This window comes from Duganella sp. GW821-FHT07G03 (genome assembly GCF_059418605.1).
Map to the genome: position 1 here is coordinate 219,224 of NZ_JBWKQE010000001.1, position 16,902 is coordinate 236,125.

11 protein-coding genes and 1 pseudogene are annotated in these 16,902 nt (G+C 66.3%); 6 read left to right on the forward strand and 6 right to left on the reverse strand.

Features of this window, described 5'->3' with window-relative positions:
• Window positions 1–120: 120 nt before the first annotated feature.
• Window positions 121–2,352 (reverse strand): NADP-dependent isocitrate dehydrogenase, encoded by a 2,232-nt coding sequence (locus AC07OK_RS00985; protein WP_494688550.1) that lies wholly within the window; start codon window positions 2,350–2,352, stop codon window positions 121–123.
• A gap of 380 nt (window positions 2,353–2,732) precedes the next feature.
• On the opposite strand from AC07OK_RS00985, the gene AC07OK_RS00990 reads away from it, so the two are divergent.
• The 4 genes from AC07OK_RS00990 to AC07OK_RS01005 are packed head-to-tail and all read left to right on the forward strand — an operon-like array spanning window position 2,733 to window position 7,214.
• Window positions 2,733–4,442 carry a methyl-accepting chemotaxis protein gene (locus AC07OK_RS00990; RefSeq protein WP_494688551.1) on the forward strand — a complete coding sequence of 570 codons (1,710 nt, stop codon included), beginning with the start codon at window positions 2,733–2,735 and terminating at the stop codon, window positions 4,440–4,442.
• 15 nt (window positions 4,443–4,457) lie between these two features.
• Window positions 4,458–5,087, forward strand: coding sequence for an adenylyl-sulfate kinase (gene cysC / locus AC07OK_RS00995; RefSeq protein ID WP_494688552.1), 630 nt, complete (start codon window positions 4,458–4,460; stop codon window positions 5,085–5,087).
• Between the two features lie 7 nt (window positions 5,088–5,094).
• Window positions 5,095–6,099, forward strand: a complete 1,005-nt coding sequence (locus AC07OK_RS01000; protein WP_494688553.1) for a hypothetical protein — start codon at window positions 5,095–5,097, stop codon at window positions 6,097–6,099.
• Complete coding sequence (locus AC07OK_RS01005; RefSeq protein WP_494688554.1) at window positions 6,096–7,214, forward strand: sulfotransferase family protein; 1,119 nt, start codon at window positions 6,096–6,098, stop codon at window positions 7,212–7,214. The genes AC07OK_RS01000 and AC07OK_RS01005 overlap by 4 nt, the downstream gene beginning before the upstream one ends.
• Before the next feature lie 41 nt (window positions 7,215–7,255).
• On the opposite strand, the gene AC07OK_RS01010 is transcribed toward AC07OK_RS01005, so the two are convergent.
• The 5 genes from AC07OK_RS01010 to AC07OK_RS01030 form a co-directional block, all read right to left on the reverse strand.
• The gene (locus AC07OK_RS01010) at window positions 7,256–9,781 is read right to left on the reverse strand and encodes an ATP-binding protein (protein WP_494688555.1); all 2,526 of its coding nucleotides are present in this window, start codon (window positions 9,779–9,781) and stop codon (window positions 7,256–7,258) included.
• A 10-nt stretch (window positions 9,782–9,791) separates the two neighbouring features.
• Entirely contained in the window at window positions 9,792–10,814 is a 1,023-nt protein-coding gene (locus tag AC07OK_RS01015; protein ID WP_494688556.1) for an ABC transporter substrate-binding protein, read from the reverse strand.
• A 25-nt stretch (window positions 10,815–10,839) separates the two neighbouring features.
• Complete coding sequence (locus tag AC07OK_RS01020; RefSeq protein ID WP_494688557.1) at window positions 10,840–12,063, reverse strand: sensor histidine kinase; 1,224 nt, start codon at window positions 12,061–12,063, stop codon at window positions 10,840–10,842.
• Window positions 12,064–12,132: 69 nt separating this feature from the next.
• Window positions 12,133–15,429: an EAL domain-containing protein gene (locus AC07OK_RS01025; protein ID WP_494688558.1), complete on the reverse strand. Its 3,297-nt coding sequence runs from the start codon at window positions 15,427–15,429 to the stop codon at window positions 12,133–12,135.
• A 98-nt stretch (window positions 15,430–15,527) separates the two neighbouring features.
• The gene (locus AC07OK_RS01030; RefSeq protein ID WP_494688559.1) at window positions 15,528–15,854 is read right to left on the reverse strand and encodes a response regulator; all 327 of its coding nucleotides are present in this window, start codon (window positions 15,852–15,854) and stop codon (window positions 15,528–15,530) included.
• Window positions 15,855–16,143: 289 nt separating this feature from the next.
• Between AC07OK_RS01030 and AC07OK_RS01035 the strand changes: the two genes are divergently transcribed.
• Together AC07OK_RS01035 and AC07OK_RS01040 are read left to right on the forward strand one after the other, a co-directional pair.
• Complete coding sequence (locus AC07OK_RS01035; protein ID WP_494688560.1) at window positions 16,144–16,605, forward strand: cache domain-containing protein; 462 nt, start codon at window positions 16,144–16,146, stop codon at window positions 16,603–16,605.
• Window positions 16,606–16,619: 14 nt separating this feature from the next.
• Window positions 16,620–16,883 (forward strand): annotated as a pseudogene (locus tag AC07OK_RS01040) (transporter substrate-binding domain-containing protein); the annotation flags it as partial.
• Window positions 16,884–16,902: the final 19 nt, after the last annotated feature.

A 16,902-nucleotide genomic window follows, 5' to 3' on the forward strand; every position in this document is an offset into this window, starting at 1 on the left:
CGAACGGTAAAGCGAACGGGGTCAGTTCCGGCATCGTGCCACGCGTGGCACGATGCCGGAACTGACCCCGATAAAAAGGGCAGCCTCGGCTGCCCTTTTTGCTACCAAACTACGCTAGATTCAGATCGCTGCGATTGCCGCGTTGAAGGTCGCGCTTGGACGCATGACCGCTTCGGTCTTGGCTGGATCAGGGTAGTAGTAACCGCCGATATCCATCGCCTTGCCCTGCACCGAGTTCATCTCTTCGACGATCTTGGCTTCGTTGGCCGCCAGCGTCTTCGCCAGTGGCGCGAAGTAGGCTTGCAGTTCAGCGTCGTCGGTCTGGGCCGCCAGCGCCTGCGACCAGTACAGCGACAGGTAGAAGTGGCTGCCACGGTTGTCCAGCTCGCCGGTGCGGGTCGATGGCGACTTGTTATTGTCCAGCAGCTTGCCGGTGGCTTCGTCCAGCGTCTTGGCCAACAGCTTGGCCTTGGCGTTGCCGGTCTTGATGCCCAGGTCTTCCAGCGATACCGCCAGCGCCAGGAACTCGCCCAGCGAATCCCAGCGCAGGTGGTTTTCTTCCACCAGCTGCTTGACGTGCTTGGGCGCCGAACCGCCGGCGCCGGTTTCGTACATGCCGCCGCCGGCCATCAGCGGAACGATGGACAGCATCTTGGCGCTGGTGCCCAGTTCCAGAATCGGGAACAGGTCGGTCAGGTAGTCGCGCAGGATGTTGCCGGTCACCGAGATGGTGTCCAGGCCGCGGAAGGCGCGCTCCAGCGTGTAGCGCATGGCGCGGGTCTGCGACATGATCTGGATTTCCAGGCCCTTGGTGTCGTGGTCCTTCAGGTAGGTTTGCACCTTCTTGATCACTTCGTTCTCGTGCGGACGATAGCTGTCCAGCCAGAACACGGCGGGCATGCCGGAATTGCGGGCGCGGGTGACGGCCAGCTTGACCCAGTCGCGGATCGGCGCGTCCTTGACCTGGCACATGCGCCAGATATCGCCTTCTTCCACGTTCTGGGTCAGCAGCACTTCGCCGGTGGCCAGGTCGGTGATGTTGGCGACGCCGGCTTCCGAGACTTCGAAGGTCTTGTCGTGCGAACCGTATTCCTCGGCCTGCTGGGCCATCAGGCCAACGTTGGGCACGGTGCCCATGGTCTTGGGATCGAAGTTGCCATGCCATTTGCAGAAGCCGATCATTTCCTGGTAGATGCGGGCGAAGGTCGATTCCGGCATCACGGCCTTGACGTCCTTCGGCCGGCCGTCGGCGCCCCACATCTTGCCGCCGATGCGGATCATGGCGGGCATCGAGGCGTCGACGATGATGTCGTTCGGCGAGTGGAAGTTGGTGATGCCCTTGGCCGAGTCGACCATGGCCAGTTCCGGACGGTTGGCGTGGCAGGCGTGCAGGTCCTTGAGGATCTCTTCCTTCTGCGAGGTCGGCAGCTTCTCGATCTTCTCGTACAGGTTGGCCATGCCGTTGTTGACGTTGACGCCCAGTTCATCGAACAGCGCCGCGTGCTTGGCGAACGCGTCCTTGTAGAAGATGCGCACGCAGTGACCGAACACGATCGGGTGCGACACCTTCATCATGGTGGCCTTGACGTGCAGCGAGAACATCACGCCGGTCTTGAAGGCGTCGTCGATTTCCTTCTCGTAGAACTCCAGCAAGGCCTTTTTGCTCATGAACATGCTGTCGATGATTTCGCCGGCCTGCAGCGAGACCTTCGGTTTCAGCACGACGGTCTTGCCGGAAGCGGTGATCAGTTCCATCTTGACATCGCGCGCCTGGGCCAGGGTCAGCGATTTTTCGCCGTGGTAGAAATCGCCGTGGTGCATATGCGAGACGTGGGTGCGCGAAGCCTGGCTCCACTCGCCCATCGAATGCGGGTGCTTGCGGGCGAACTCTTTGACGGCCTTCGGCGCGCGACGGTCGGAGTTACCTTCGCGCAGCACCGGGTTGACCGAGCTGCCGATGCACTTGCCGTAGCGGGCCTTGAGCGCCTTGTCGGCGTCGGTCTTGGCGTCTTCCGGGTAGTCCGGCAGCTTGTAGCCGCGCGCTTGCAGCTCGCGGATGCAGATGGTCAGCTGGCCGACCGAGGCGCTGATGTTGGGCAGCTTGATGATGTTGGTGTCGGCCAGTTGGGTCAGTGCGCCCAGTTCGGCCAGGGTGTTCGGGACCTTCTGCTCGTCGCTCAGGAATTCGGGGAATTCGGCCAGCACCCGTGCCGCCACCGAAATATCGCTGGAAGTCACGTCCACGCCAGCCGATGCAGCGAACTTCTTGATAATAGGCAGCAGCGAATAGGTCGCCAGCATAGGCGCTTCATCGGTCAGCGTGTAGATGATTTTAGTTTTCTGTGTTGCCATGTTCATTCCATGTCATGCGGGCGATACCCGCCGATTGAATTCCTCCGTTCCAGATTACAAGATGATGTGTCGTAATCTGGCAACGGCCCCAACCAGCATTTTAGCCCTGTTGGCGGCCGATGCCCAGAGGCGGATACTGCGTAGCGGGTCTTTGCCGCCAATAAATATAAAAAGAACATCCACTTAAGTTGCCGCAGCGCATAACTTTAACAACTAAAAGTTTCAGCAGGCTCAAGCGATACATATTTCATTGTTGTAGCAGTGTTGAAAGTGATTATGTGAGAGTTTCCTAGCCTCATCAGCCCTCTAAGATCGTGGAAACGTTCTGCCAAATGCTCATTTGGATAGTTGGAATGCAAATAAGGCCTTAAGGAGGCAATATGAAATTTCAGAATTGGACAGTGGCAAACCGGCTGGGACTGGGTTTTGGCCTGGGCGCGGTGTTTCTGTTGGTTATCATCGCGCTGGCCCTGACCAGCATGCGGCAGATCCAGGGACGGCTGGACGAAATCACCAAGGTCAACGACGTCGAGACCAAACTGGCCCAGATAATGGACCTGACAGTTACAGAGCGCGCACTGGCCACGCGCAACCTGATCCTGCTCAAGGAAGACAAGGAAATCCAGATCGAGGTCAAGCGCATCGCCGAGCAGCAGAAGAAATATGCCGCCGCCCAGGACAAGCTGGGCCAGATGTTCACCTCGCTGAGCGGCACCTCGACCGAGGAAAAAAACCTGCTGGAACAAATCCGCAAGCAAGCCGAACAGGCCACGCCCTTCATCGAGCGCGCCGCCGCGCTGGCGCTGGAACAGAAGCAGGACGAGGCTTACAAGGTGCTGCGCTATGAATTCCGGCCGGTGCAGAAGCGCTGGTGGGAATTGCTGCGCAACCTGATCGCGGTCGAGGAAAAGCAGAACACCGAAGCGGCGGAGGCGGCCGAAGTGGCCTACGCCCAGGCCCGCACCGTGATGCTGATCATCGGCACGCTGGCCCTGCTGACCAGCGTGGCGGCGGCCTGGCTGATCACCCGCGGCGTCACCCGCGAGCTGGGCTGCGAACCGGGCGAAGCGGCCGAGATCGCCGGCCAGATCGCCGCCGGCAACCTGACGGTGCGCATCGATCCCAAGGCCGATGACCAGCGCAGCCTGCTGTTCGCCATGCGCACCATGCGCGACAGCCTGGCCCGCATCGTCAACCAGGTGCACGCCAGCACCGAGACCATCGCCGCCGCCGCCGGCCAGATCGCTTCCGGCAACCTCGACCTGTCCTCGCGCACCGAGCAGCAGGCCAGCACGCTGGAGGAAACCGCCTCCTCGATGGAGGAGCTGACGTCCACCGTGCGCCTGAACACCGACCACGCGCGCCAGGCCAACGGTCTGGCCGAATCGGCCTCCGACGTCGCCGCCAAGGGCGGCGCGGTGGTGGCGCAGGTGGTCAACACCATGGCCGCCATCGATGTCTCGGCGCGCAAGATCGTCGACATCATCGCCGTCATCGACGGCATCGCCTTCCAGACCAACATCCTGGCGCTGAACGCCGCCGTCGAAGCGGCGCGCGCCGGCGAACAGGGGCGCGGCTTCGCGGTGGTCGCCACCGAGGTGCGCAACCTGGCCCAGCGCTCGGCCGCGGCGGCCAAGGAAATCAAGGACTTGATCGGCGATTCGGTCGACAAGGTCCAGGCCGGCAACCGCCTGGTCGAACAGGCCGGCAACACCATGCACGACGTGGTGTCGAGCGTCAAGCGGGTGACCGACATCATGTCCGAGATCATGCTGGCCAGCCAGGAGCAATCGTCGGGCATCGAGCAGATCAACACGGCGGTCACCCAGATGGACGACGTGACCCAGCAAAACGCCGCGCTGGTGGAGGAAGCGGCCGCCGCCGCGCACGCCATGCAGGACCAGGTCAACAGCCTCAACGACCTGGTCAGCGTGTTCCGCACCGAGGCCAAGGCGGGCGCGGCGCGGCCGGCGCTGCAGCGGGTCGCGGTGGCGGCGCCGTCCAGGTCGGCGCGCGCGCCGGCCCTGACCACGGCCGCGCGCGCGCGCGGCGCGGCCAAGGTCGATGCGCAGGAATGGGAACAGTTCTAATCCGGAGGAGTCGCGATGGGTAAGCTGGATAAAATCGAAGAGATCGGCATGCACGCCGCGCCGCATATATTCTGGCACGGCAGCCAGGTCAGCGCCGAGCTGCGCAGCCGCCAGGCCGGGCAAAGGGCGGCCACCATCTGGCTCACCGGCCTCAGCGGCGCGGGCAAGTCGACCCTGGCGTCCGCGCTGGAAGGCCGGCTGGTCGGCGCCGGCCACATGGCCTATGTGCTGGACGGCGACAATCTGCGCCACCACCTGAACCGCGACCTCGGCTTCTCGCCCGCCGACCGCCACGAAAACATCCGCCGCAGCGCCGAAGTGGCCAGGATCATGAACGACGCCGGCCTGTTCGTGATCTGCGCCTTCATCTCGCCGCTGCGCCAGGACCGCGAGATGGCGCGCCAGATCATTGGCGCCGATAACTTCCTCGAAACCCACGTCAGCACCTCGGCCGCGGTGTGCGAGGCGCGCGACCCCAAGGGCCTGTACCAGAAAGCCCGCGCCGGCCTGATCCCGGAGTTCACCGGCATCTCGGCGCCCTACGAGGCACCGCTGGAGCCGGCGCTCAGGCTGGACACCGGCGCGCTGCCGCTGGACGCCTGCTGCGAACGCCTGTACCAGCAACTGTCGCGCCGCTTCCTCTGACGCCGCCATGGACGCCGCGCGGCATTACGATGTCTTCAACGGCGACGCCGACGGCATCTTCGCCCTGCACCAGCTGCGCCTGCACAGCCCGCTGCAGGCCGAACTGGTGACCGGCGCCAAGCGCGAGGTCGAGCTGCTGCACCGTGTGCCGCACGGCTGCCGCGGCCGGGTGCTGGTGCTCGACATCGCGCTCGACAGCAACAGCGCGGCGCTGCAGCGCCTGCTCGACGGCGGCGCCGAGGTCGAGTATTTCGACCACCACTCGGCCGACCGCGCCTTCGACCATCCGCGCCTGCGCCTGCATTGCGACGGCGCGCCCGACGTCTGCACCAGCATCCTGGTGGACCGCCACCTGCAAGGCCGCCACCGGCCGTGGGCGGTGGCGGCGGCGTTCGGCGACAACCTGGCCGAGGCGGCCTGCCGCCTGGCCCGCCGCAGCGGCCTCGACAGCGCTGCGGTCGAGGCGCTGGCGCAGCTGGGCCAGGTGTTCAACTACAACGCCTACGGCGAATGCGTGCAGGACCTGCACGTCGCCCCGGCCGCGCTGTACCGCGCGCTGGCCGGCCACGAACAGCCTTTCGATTTCATCGCCGGCAGCGCGACCTACCGCGCCCTGTGCGCCGGCTACCGCGACGATTGCGCGCGCCTGCAAGGCTTGCGGCCGCACGCCGAACTGGGCGCCGGCGCGGTCTACATCCTGCCCGCCAGCGCCTGGGCGCGGCGCGTCAGCGGCGTGCTGGCCAACCGCCTGGCGGCCCAGCACAGCGGCGCCTCGTTCGCCGTGCTCAACGAGCGCGACGACGGCTCCTACCTGGTCAGCGTGCGCTCCGGCGCGCCGCTGACGCACAGCGCCAACGGCTTTTGCCAGCAATTCGACACCGGCGGCGGGCGCAAGGCCGCCGCTGGCATCAACCGCCTGCCGGCGGCGGAACTGGACCGCTTCATGGACAGCTTCCGCCGCTATTACACCGCGCCGCCCGCCGGCCAGCCTACCAAGGAAGAAACCGCATGAACGATATGTTTGGCAACAGCGGCGCCCAGCGTCCGCGTCCCGTGATGATGATACCGCTGCGCCGCTGCGGCAGCCATGCGCTGCGCCTGCGGCTCAATATGTCGCCGCAATTCTACTCGCCCTACCCGCTGCACATCGTCGACCTGATGCCGCTGCTGCCGCTGTACGGCGACCTGCGCGACGACCGCGCCTACTTCAACCTGGTGGTCGACGTGGTGGGCCTGCAGGCGGTCAGCATGGTCAAGTGGCCGGAGCTGGTGTTCGATCCGGTGGAGATCTTCGAAACCTTGCGCGGCCAGCCGCGCAGCGTGCACCGGGTGGTGTGGGAGCTGCTGCTGCGCGCCGGCGAGCAGCGCGGCGCGCAAGTGGTGATGGACAAGTCGCTCGACAGCGTGCACTACGCGCAGGAGCTGATGACGCTGTACCCCGAGATGCTGTTCGTGAACGTGGTGCGCGATCCGCGCGCCCAGGTGGCGTCGATGAACCGCGCCATCATCCACGATTTCGACACCCGCCTCAACGCCCGCACCTGGCTGGCCGCGCACCAGGCGGCCGAGCGCGTGATGCAGCAATGGCCCGACCGTGTGCTGACCATCCGCTATGAAGACTTCCTGTCGCGGCAGCAGGCCACGCTGGAGTCGATCTGCATTTTCATGGGCATAGACTTCCTGCCGCAGATGCTCGACGGCGCCGCCTCGCGCGAGGCGCGCCAGCTGTCGCAGATGTCGGCGCTGTGGTCGTCCAACTGCTATCCGCCGATCGCCGCCAACATCGACAAGTTCAAGCAGCAGCTGAGCTTGGACGAGATCAACATCGTCGAAACGCTGACCGGCGACTATATGGACCGCTACGGCTACACCCGCCTGGCGGCCGGCGACGCGCCCATGCAGCCGGCGCTGTTCGAGCAGGCGCTGGGCCGCTCCGGCAGCGGCCGAGAGCAGGCCTGGCACGATCTGGAGCACAGCAATTTCCGCGACTACGCGCTGCGCCGCAGCCGCGCCGACTACCTGGAGCGGCTACGCGCGCGCCTGCGGGGGCAACCGTCGCCGCCCGGCCACGGCCGGCTCGTCACGCTCGACCAGCTCGACCCGGCCGCGTTCGCGCCGGCCGATTGAGCGCTGCCCGATGGCGCGCCGGCCGCGTCAGCGCCGGCCGCTCAAGCCTGGGCCAGCTGCTCGGCGCACTTGGCCAGCGCCAGCCGCAGCTCGCGCATCTTGGGCGGCTTGCTCAGCACCTGGTCCACATGGACCGGCGCCTCGCCGCTGTCCGGGATCAGGCGCTGGCCCCAGCCGGTCAGCAGCACCACCGGCGTGGCCGGGGCCACCCGCTTGACCGTCTCGGCCACCTTGCGGCCGTCCACATACGGCATGCCCAGATCGGTGATCACCACCGCAAACGGCTGGCCCGCCTGTTCGGCCGCGCAGAACAGGTCGATGCCGGCCTGGCCGCCGTCCGCCCTGGTGACCTGGTGGCCGTCCAGGCTGAGGATATTCTCCAGCGACGCCAGCACCGTGGGGTCGTCGTCCACCACCAGGATGCGCAGGCCCGGCCCGGCCTCCTGCGCCAGCAAGGGCGCCGAGGCGGCCGCCGACGCCGGCGCCACCGGGAAATACATCTTGACCGCGGTGCCGTGGTTGAGCCGGGACTCGATGGCGATGCTGGCGGAATGCCGCTCGATCATGCCGTACACGGTGGCCAAGCCGAGGCCGGTGCCGCGCTCGCCCTTGGTGGTGAAGAACGGTTCCAGGCAGCGCCGCTGCGTCGCCTCGTCCATGCCGGTGCCGCTGTCGGCCACTTCCACCAGCACATACGGGCCGGAGCCGTCGTCCAGCTGCGCGATGTGGCGGGTGCGCAAGGTGACGGCGCCGCCTTCCGGCATGGCGTCGACGGCGTTGAAGATCAGGTTGGTCAAGGCTTCGCGGATCTCGCCCTCGACCCCGAGGATGGCCGGCAGCTCCACCCCCAGCTCCTGCCGCATCTCGATCACGATGCCGCGCTGCTGCGGCATGTCCGACCAGCGCGCGCGGGTCAGGTCGATCACGTGCTGCATCATCAGGTTGACGTTGACGGTGCTGTGGGTCAGCTGCGGCTCGCGCTGGCGGTAGAACTCGCGCATGCGCGCCACGGTCGAGGCGACGTCGTCGATGGCGCGCTCGATCACCTGCAGGCAGGCGCGGCCGTTCTCGCTCAGGCCGCGCTCGGTCTCCAGCAGCGACTCGGCGTACAGGCCAATCGGCGAGATGGCGTTGTTGATGTCGTGCGCGATGCCGCTGGCCATTTGCCCCAGCGCGCGCAGCCGCTCCTGCTTGGTCACCTGCACCTGGCTCTGGTGCAGGTCGTCGTAGGCCTGCTGCAGCGCGCCGTACAGCCTGGCCTGGTTGGCGGCCAGCGCCACGTGCTCGCTGAGCTGGCGCAGGAATTCGCAATCGGTGCTGGAAAAGGCGTCGGCGTCGGCGCGCGCCACGATCAGCACGCCGAACACCGTGCTTTCGGCCAGCAAGGGCGCCAGCACCAGCGAGCTCATGCCCACCTTGGCCAGCCGCTTGGGGAAGGGAAACTCGACCGCGCGGATGTCCGGCTCGTACACCAGCTGCCCGCGCACGCAGCGCGACAGGCCGTTCTCGTCGATCTCGATCCGGGCCGCCTCCTCCATCGCCATCGCCTGCGACAGCTGGTAGCTCTGCATGCCGACGCAGCTGACCGTCAGCCGGGCGCCGTCGTACAGGCAGATGGCGCCGAAATCGATCGGCAACTGGTCTTCCAGGCAGCGTATCACCACCTGGAAGATGCTGGGCAAGTCCTGCCGCTCGCCGATCGAGCGGGTGATCTGGTGCAGCAGGCTCATGCGTGCCAGCTGGGCCACCACCTTGCGCTCGGCCGCCTGCCGCTCGGCCACCTCGGTTTGCAGCGCCACGTTGGCGTGGATCAGTTCATCGCGCGACACCGTGGTCTGGCGCAGCCGCTCCACCATGCCGTCGAAGGAGCGCGCCAGGTTGCCGATCTCGTCGTCGGCGCGCGCGTCCAGCACCACGTCCAGGCTGCCCGTGCCGATCACCTTGGTGGCCTGGTGCAGGCGCGCCAGCGGCTTGCTCACGCTGCGGATGGTCAGGCCCATCGCCCCGACCACCACCAGCAGCACCAGCACCCCCAGCACCGCGCCGGCGCTCACCAGGTCCGACTGCGCCGCCAGCATGTGGTCGCGGCTGATGCGGGCCAGGTCCTCGGCGTCGGACATCATCGCCTGCGCCCGGTTCATCATCAGGCCCGACAGGCGCGCCTCCAGCTCCTGCAGGATCACGCGCCGCTCCGGCGTGCGCAGGAATTCCCCCTGCAGCCCCTGCAACTCGTTGAACAGGCCCAGCAGCGATTGCTGGCGCTCGCGCACGTCGCGCAGCAGCACCAGCTCGGCCTCGCCGTCGAAGCTGCCGTCGGCGCCGATCAACTTTTGCAGCGACTGGTGCCGCTGCAGCCATTGCACCCTGGTGCGGGTCTGGTGGTGCTGCACGAATTCGAGCGACAGATAGCGCAGCGCCGACGCGCCGCGCAGCACCTCGCCGGTGACTTCGGCCTTGGCGATCTCGTTGCGCATCTGCTGCGTGGTGCGGGCGAACACCAGCGCCATGATCGCCAGCAGCACGATGCAGATGATTTGCGCCAGCTTGAGGCGGGTGGAAATTTTCACGCGATGGCCTCTAGTAGATGATCGTCACTTCGGTCGGGCTCACGGTCTTGAGGCCGTCGAGGTAGATGTAGTCGAGGAAGTTGGGCACCTCGCGCGCGCTCGTCAGCCCGCCCTTGATGGCCCAGCGCGACTGGTCCTCCAGCACCAGCAGCAGGCTCTGGTCGAGCTCCAGGCCGAAATGGTGGGCCGGCCACGCGGCCAGCATGGCGCTGGCGCCGCTGGCCGAGAGCTTGGGAAAATAGGCCACGCCGGCGGCCGGATGTTCGCGGCAAAAGCGCTCGCCCTGCTCCAGCGCCTGCAACAGCCGCACCACGGTCTGCGGATTGCGCTTGATGGTGCCCGCCAGCGCCACCATATTGTAGATGCTCTCGTAGACGTCGGCCCCGCTGAAGCGGATGGCGTTGGCGCCCAGGCTTTCCTCGGCCACGCCCAGGAAGGGATCCCAGCCGCTGATGGCGTCCACCGCGCCGTCGGTGATCGCCTGCTGCAGGCCGGCCGGCGGATAGTTCACCAGCGTCACGTCGTGGGTGTCGAGGCGCTGGCGGTTCAGGAACACTTCCAGCGTGAAGTGGCCGGAGGTGCCCAGCGTCACGCCGATGCGCTTGCCTTTGAGGTCGGCCGGCCGGGCGATGCCGCGGTCGCGCCGCGCCACCAGGCCGTGATCGCGGCCGGTGCGGAAGATGGTGCTGATGACCTGGATCGGCGTGGCGTCCATCGCGAAGAACATGATGGGAATGTCGGCCACCGTCGCCAGGTCGGCGCGGTTCGAGGTGACCGCCTCCAGCGCCTGGCGGCCGTTGGTGTAGGGCTGCAGCGTGACCGCCAGCCGCCGCTCGGCGAAATAGCCCTGGGCCTGGGCCGCCATCACCGGGCACGCGCCCACGTACTCGGTATTGGTGGCGATCACCAGCGCGGCCGGCGCCGGCAGCGGCGCGGCGGCCGGCCGCAGCAGCAGCCACAGGCCGCTGCCGGCCAAGGCCAGGACCAGCAGCAGGGCTGGCGGCAGCCAGGCGGTGAGTGACAAACGTTTCATAAGGCTCCCGGCATGGACTGCGTGATCAGCTGGCGTGCTGGGTGGACACGCGCGCGCCCGGCATCGCCGCCACCCCGCCTTGCAGCGGCAATTCGATGCGGAAGGTGCTGCCCTCGCCGGGCTTGCTCTCCACGCTGATGCTGCCGCGCATGGCTTCGACCAGGCGCTTGGTGATGGTCAGCCCCAGGCCCGTGCCTTCCTCGCCGCTCTCGTCGCGGCCGGCGCGCCCGAACGGCAGGAAGATCGCTTCCATCTGCTCGGGATTGAGGCCGATGCCGCTGTCGCTGACGGCGATGCAGCCCTGGCCGCCGCGCGCCACGCTGCAGTGGACCGTGACGCTGCCGTGCACATGGTTGTACTTGATCGCGTTCGACAGCAGGTTGACCAGGATCTGCTTGAGCCGCATGCGGTCGACGCACAGCTCGAGCTTGCAGTCGGCCGGCATCAGCAGCGCGATCAGGCGCTTCTCGGCCAGCGGCGCGACGATGGCCTGCACTTCGCGCAGCACCTCGTCGAGCATCACCGCCCCCACCATCAGCGACACCTTGCCGGACTCGATCTTGGACAGGTCCAGCATCTCGTTGACCAGCTGCAGCAAGTGCCTGCCGGACGAGACGATGTTCTGGCAGAAGCGCTGGCGTTCGCCCTCGGCCTTGGGGAATTTGTCGCTGGCCAGGATCTGCGCGAATCCCAGTATGCTGTTGAGCGGCGTGCGCAGCTCGTGGCTCATGTTCGACAGGAAGGCCGACTTTTCGCGGTTGGTGCGCTCGGCTTCCTTGCGCGCCGTCTCCAGGAACAGGTTCACGCGGCCGAGCTCGTCGATGCGGTCGCGCAGGGCCGCCTCCAGCTTGAGGTTCTGGCTGCGCAGCTGGCGCGAGTCCAGCGCGCGCGCCAGCACCGGCAGCAGCGTCGCGGCCTTGAACGGCTTGATGATGTAGTCGAAGGCGCCGATCTTCATCGCCTTGACGGCGGTATCGACCGTGCCCTCGCCGGTCATGATGATGCAGGCGATGGTGGAGTCGAGCGCGCGCGCCGCCTCGATCAGGCTCAGCCCGTTCATGCCGGGCATGATCATGTCGGTCAGCAGCAGGTCGTAGCCATGCTCGCGCAGATGGGCCAGCGCCAGTTCGCCGGTGGCAAAACCGATGGCGTCGAACTCGTGTTGGCCGAGTATGTCGCACAGCGCTTTCAAATGGGCAGCCTGATCGTCCACGACCATAATGCGCGTACGCGGGACAAGCTCGGACATGTCGCCTCCTGGAACCATTGTTGGCTAGAACAATTATGCCTACTTTACCAGGCGAAAATCTCACCAATTCTATCCATCGATAACCGTCCCGTTCGTTTGCGGCGGCCGGCCGTACATCATCTTCTGGTAGCGGAAGGCGTCGCGGATATTTTCGCGCAGCGTCAGGTCGTCCCAGGGCTTGGTGTAGAAGCGGTAGATCTCGCCGCGGTTGATGGCGTTCAGCACGGCCTCCAGCTCGGTGTAACCCGACAGGATGATGCGTATCGTCTCCGGGTACATGTCCTTGACGCGGCTGAGGAACTCGGTGCCGTTCATGCCCGGCATGCGCTGGTCGCTGATCACCAGCTGCACCTGGTGGCTGGCCAGCAGATCGAAAGCTTCCTCGGCGGTGTTGGCGCGCAGGATGCGGTAGCCGTCCGGACGCAGCAGGCGCGCCAGCGCGGAACGGATGCTCGCTTCGTCGTCCAGCAACAACAGGGTTTGCTGTTCGCCCGGCGTTTCCTCGGCCGGCAGCGCCAGCGCGCGCTCGGCGCGCAGCAGCTCGCCGAACGCCGGCGCCGCCAAGGGCTTGCTGAACCAATAGCCCTGCATCTCGTCACAGTGGTAGCGCCGCAGATAGGCCAGCTGGGCCTCGGTCTCCACGCCCTCGGCGATGACCTTGAAGCCCAGGCTCTGGCCCAGCGCGATCACCGAACGCACGATGGCCGCCACCTTGGGTTCGGCCAGCATCTCGCGCACGAAGGACTGGTCGATCTTCAGGTAGTCGACCGGGAACAGCTTCAGGTAGGCCAGGCTGGAGTAGCCGGTGCCGAAATCGTCGATCGACAGCGCGATGCCCATCTGCTTGAGCTCGCGCACCACCGCCACCGCGCCCTCGACGTTGTGCATCACCAGGCTCTCGGTCAGCTCCAGTTCCAGGTAGTGCGCGGCCAGCCCGCTGTCCGACAGCGCCGCCTGCACTTCCCGGCTCAGGCCGGGATCGCGGAACTGGCGCGCCGACACGTTGACCGCCACCCGCAGCGGCGTCAGCCCGGCCTGCTGCCACGCCATGTTCTGCAAGCAGGCGGTGCGCATCACCCAGCGCCCGATCGCCACGATCAGCCCGGTCTCCTCGGCGACGCCGATGAAGCGCGCCGGCGATACCATGCCCAGGGTCGGATGCTGCCAGCGCAGCAGCGCCTCCATGCCGACCACGGCGCCGCTGCGCAGGTCGACCTTGGGCTGGTAGTGCAGGCTGAGCTCGTCTCGTTCGAGCGCATGGCGCAGCTCGGCCTCGATCATGGCGCGCTCGGTGATGCGGCTGTGCATGGCCGCCTCGTAGAACTGCAGCTGGTTGCGGCCGCCCTCCTTGGCGCGGTACATGGCGATGTCGGCGTGCTTGAGCAGCTGGTGCGGTTCGCCGCCGTCGAGCGGGTAGACGCTGACGCCGATGCTGCAGGTGACGGTCAACACCTGGCCGGCGATGACGATCGTCTCGGCCACCGTTTCCTGCACCTGCTGCAACACGGCCGCGGCCGGCGACTCCGGCGAGTCCGACAGCAGCAGCAGGAATTCGTCGCCGCCCAGGCGGGCCACGGTGTCGTTGTCGGCCAGGCAGGCGCGCAGGCGGATCCCGACCGTGCACAACAGCTCGTCGCCGGCCTGGTGGCCCAGGCTGTCGTTGACCAGCTTGAAGTTGTCCAGGTCGATGAACACCACCCACAGGTGATGGCCGTAGCGTTCGGCATAACTGATGGCTTGCGCCATGCGGTCGCCGAACAGCGCCCGGTTCGGCAGGCCGGTCAGCGGATCGTGGTTGGCCTGGTGCTCCAGCTGGTTCTGGTAGTTGATCGACTCGGTCATGTCGGTCAGCACGCACACATGGTGGCTGGGCGGGCCGCCGGGCGCCGGCACCGGCGCCACATGCAGCCGCACCCACAGCAGGTGGCCGTCGCGGTGGACGATGCGCAGCATCATGGTCAGCTCGTGCACCCCGCTCAAGGCTTCCAGCAAGGCGTCGCGGTCGGCGTGTTCCTGCTCCAGCAGCAGGTCCAGCCGGCGCCCCGCCGCCTCGGCCTCGGTATGGCCGAACAGCCGCGTGAAGGCGGGATTGATGTAGTCGATCAGGTCGCCGTTGGCGCCGTGGGCGGTGATCACCACCGCGTTGTCGCTGGCTTCCAGCGCGCGCCCGCGCAGCTGCAACGTCTGCTCCGCCTGCTTGCGGTCGGTGATGTCCTCGATCGTGCCCAGCACGCCGATGATGTTGCCGCGCTGGTCGTGGAACGGCAGCTTGTTGATCAGGTACCAGTGCAGACGGCCATCGCTCTTCAGCAACTGGTCCTCGTCGTTGAAGCGGGCTAGTCCGGTGGCGACGATGCCGCGGTCGTCGGCGCGGATGGTCGCGGCGTTGTGGCGCCAGGGGAAATCGTCGTCGGTCTTGCCCACCACCTCCTCCACCACCCGCAGCCCGGCGGCGGCGGCGAACACGGTGTTGCAGCCGCAGTATTTGCCGTCCAGGTCCTTCCAGAAGATCTGGTGCGGGATGTGGTCGATGACCAATTGCTTGAGTTCGCGCGAGGCGTACAGTTCGGCCTCCATGCGCAATTGCTCGGTCACGTCGTGCGCCACCACGAAGCGCGCCTGGCGGCCGGCGATCACCAGCGAATGGGAGGAAATCTGCACCTGGATGCGGCCGCCGTCGGCCTTGACGTGGGTCCAGTCGCCGGCCAGCTCGGCGCCCTTGGCCGGCGCGGCGGCCAGGTTGCGCTCCAGCGCCGCGACCTGCTCGGGCGGGCGGATGTCCTTGATCGTCATCTGCAGGAATTGCGCTTCGCTGTAGCCGTAGTGCGCCACGGCGGCGGCATTGACCATCAGGAAGCGCAGCGTTTGCAGGTCGTAGATCCACATCGGCTGCGGATGATGCTCGAACAGCCGCTTGAACCGCAGCAGCGATTCATAGACGTCGTAGTCGCTGAGCTCGTAGGCCATGCACAGGAAGCGCGCCGGCCGGTGCTCCGTTGCAGGCTGCAACTCGATCGACTGGGTCACCGGATGGAAGCTGCCATCGGCGCCCAGCAATTCAAGTTCGCCGTGCCAGTAGCCGCTCTCTTGGGCGGCGGCCAGCGCCGCGTCCTGCAACACCAGCGCCGCCCAATTGGTGTACAGCTGCGCCGCCGGCTCGCCCAGCTTGTAAGCCCCCAGGTGCTGGCGGCAGTGCAGGTTCAGCGCCAGCACCCGGCCGTCCATGCCCACCGTGAACACAAAATAGGGGCAATGGTCGAAGAAGGTTTGCGGATCGACGGCGTCGCCGTTGACGCGCTGCCGCCCCTCGGCCATCTCTGGCATCGACTGGTCCGTGGTGGTGTTTGGCCGTGGCTCGATCTGCATGCGTTTATCTTAACAGAAGAAAATCATGCATAGCACGCACTATTGACCCTGCGCGCTTGCCATTGTGAAGGTCAGCAGGCGGCATGCAATCGGCGCGGCTACAACATGATGCTCAGCAGCGCTTCGAACGACGCCGGCTTCGCCAGGTGGGCGTTGAAGCCGACCGAGAAAATGCGCGCGCGCTCGCCCGTCTGCTGGCTGCGCAAGGCGGCGGCGGTGCGGAAGCGGTCCATGTCGGGCATGTCGATATCGAGGAAGATCACGTCCGGCCTGAACTGGTCCGCCAGCGCCAGCGCATCCTCGGCACCGTAGGCGATGGCGGTGGAATAGCCGCACGCTTCCAACAGGGCGGCGACGGTACCGGCGGCGGCGTGATTGTCATCCACCACCAGCACGCGCTGGGTTTGCATACGATCGTCAGGCATGACGCTCTCCTTTGTGTGAGTAGGAGCATCATGCGCCTGGCGGCGCAGGACTTCTGTACGGTCGCGTACAGTGGTCCGGCCAAAGGCGAACTTGCTCCGCGCGGTGGCAGGAGAACCGGATGCCGATCGACTTTCTTGCCGAGCACATCCGCAAGGAGTGAAACGCAACACCGGCGTCGCGGCGATTGTCATGCAATTGCAATCGGACTACACTGAAACATCCCATCCCAAGCCCCCCTCTGCGCCCACGTGCGGACGCATCCATCGCTTCTTCTTTGAGGAAATCGCAATGAAAAAGGTCATCAGTGTGCTGGCGAGTGCTTTGTTGTTGCTGTCCCTGGGCGGCGGCGCCCTGGCCGAAGAGAACCGCGGCAGCGCCGAGCAGGCGGTCGCGCTGGTCAAAAAGGCGGCGGCCTATTTCCGCGCCAACGGCAAGGACAAAGCCTTTGCCGCCTATGACGATCCCAAGGGCGAGTTCGTCGACCGCGACCTGTACATCTTCGTCTACAGCCAGAAGGGCGAGATCCTGGCCCATGGCGCCAACAAGCGCATGATAGGCAAGAACCTGATGGACATTAAGGACGAGGATGGCAAGAAATTCGTCAAGGAACAGATCGACCTGGCCATGGGCAAAGGCAGCGGCTGGGTCGACCTCAAGTGGATCAATCCGGTGACCAAGGCCATACAGCCCAAGGCCTCGTATGTGGAAAAGGTCGACGACGTGATCATCGGCTCCGGCATCTACAAATAAGCGGCGGCCTGAGCATGCGCCGTCGCCCGGCAACGCGCCGCGCCCTGTGGCTGGCGCTGGCCTGCGCCCTCGCCGCTCCGGCCGCGCTGGCGCAACGGCCGGCGCTGACGGTCGGCGTGATCGACTCCGCGCCGCTGGCCTACCGCGACGCGCACGGGGCCGCCGCCGGCCTGCATGTCGACATCCTGGTGGAACTGGCGGCGCGCACCGGCATCCCGATCGAGATCCACATCGAGCCCAAGGCCAGGTTGCTGGCCGAGCTCAAGGTGGGCAGGCTGGACGGCGCCATCGTCTTTG

Bases quoted from the DNA above. Each gene is read 5' to 3' on its own strand.
- AC07OK_RS00985 (WP_494688550.1), bottom strand. From the start codon at position 2,352: ATGGCAACACAGAAAACTAAAATCATCTACACGCTGACCGATGAAGCG.
- AC07OK_RS00990 (WP_494688551.1), top strand. From the start codon at position 2,733: ATGAAATTTCAGAATTGGACAGTGGCAAACCGGCTGGGACTGGGTTTT.
- cysC (WP_494688552.1), top strand. From the start codon at position 4,458: ATGGGTAAGCTGGATAAAATCGAAGAGATCGGCATGCACGCCGCGCCG.
- AC07OK_RS01000 (WP_494688553.1), top strand. From the start codon at position 5,095: ATGGACGCCGCGCGGCATTACGATGTCTTCAACGGCGACGCCGACGGC.
- AC07OK_RS01005 (WP_494688554.1), top strand. From the start codon at position 6,096: ATGAACGATATGTTTGGCAACAGCGGCGCCCAGCGTCCGCGTCCCGTG.
- AC07OK_RS01015 (WP_494688556.1), bottom strand. From the start codon at position 10,814: ATGAAACGTTTGTCACTCACCGCCTGGCTGCCGCCAGCCCTGCTGCTG.
- AC07OK_RS01020 (WP_494688557.1), bottom strand. From the start codon at position 12,063: ATGTCCGAGCTTGTCCCGCGTACGCGCATTATGGTCGTGGACGATCAG.
- AC07OK_RS01025 (WP_494688558.1), bottom strand. From the start codon at position 15,429: ATGCAGATCGAGCCACGGCCAAACACCACCACGGACCAGTCGATGCCA.
- AC07OK_RS01030 (WP_494688559.1), bottom strand. From the start codon at position 15,854: ATGCCTGACGATCGTATGCAAACCCAGCGCGTGCTGGTGGTGGATGAC.
- AC07OK_RS01035 (WP_494688560.1), top strand. From the start codon at position 16,144: ATGAAAAAGGTCATCAGTGTGCTGGCGAGTGCTTTGTTGTTGCTGTCC.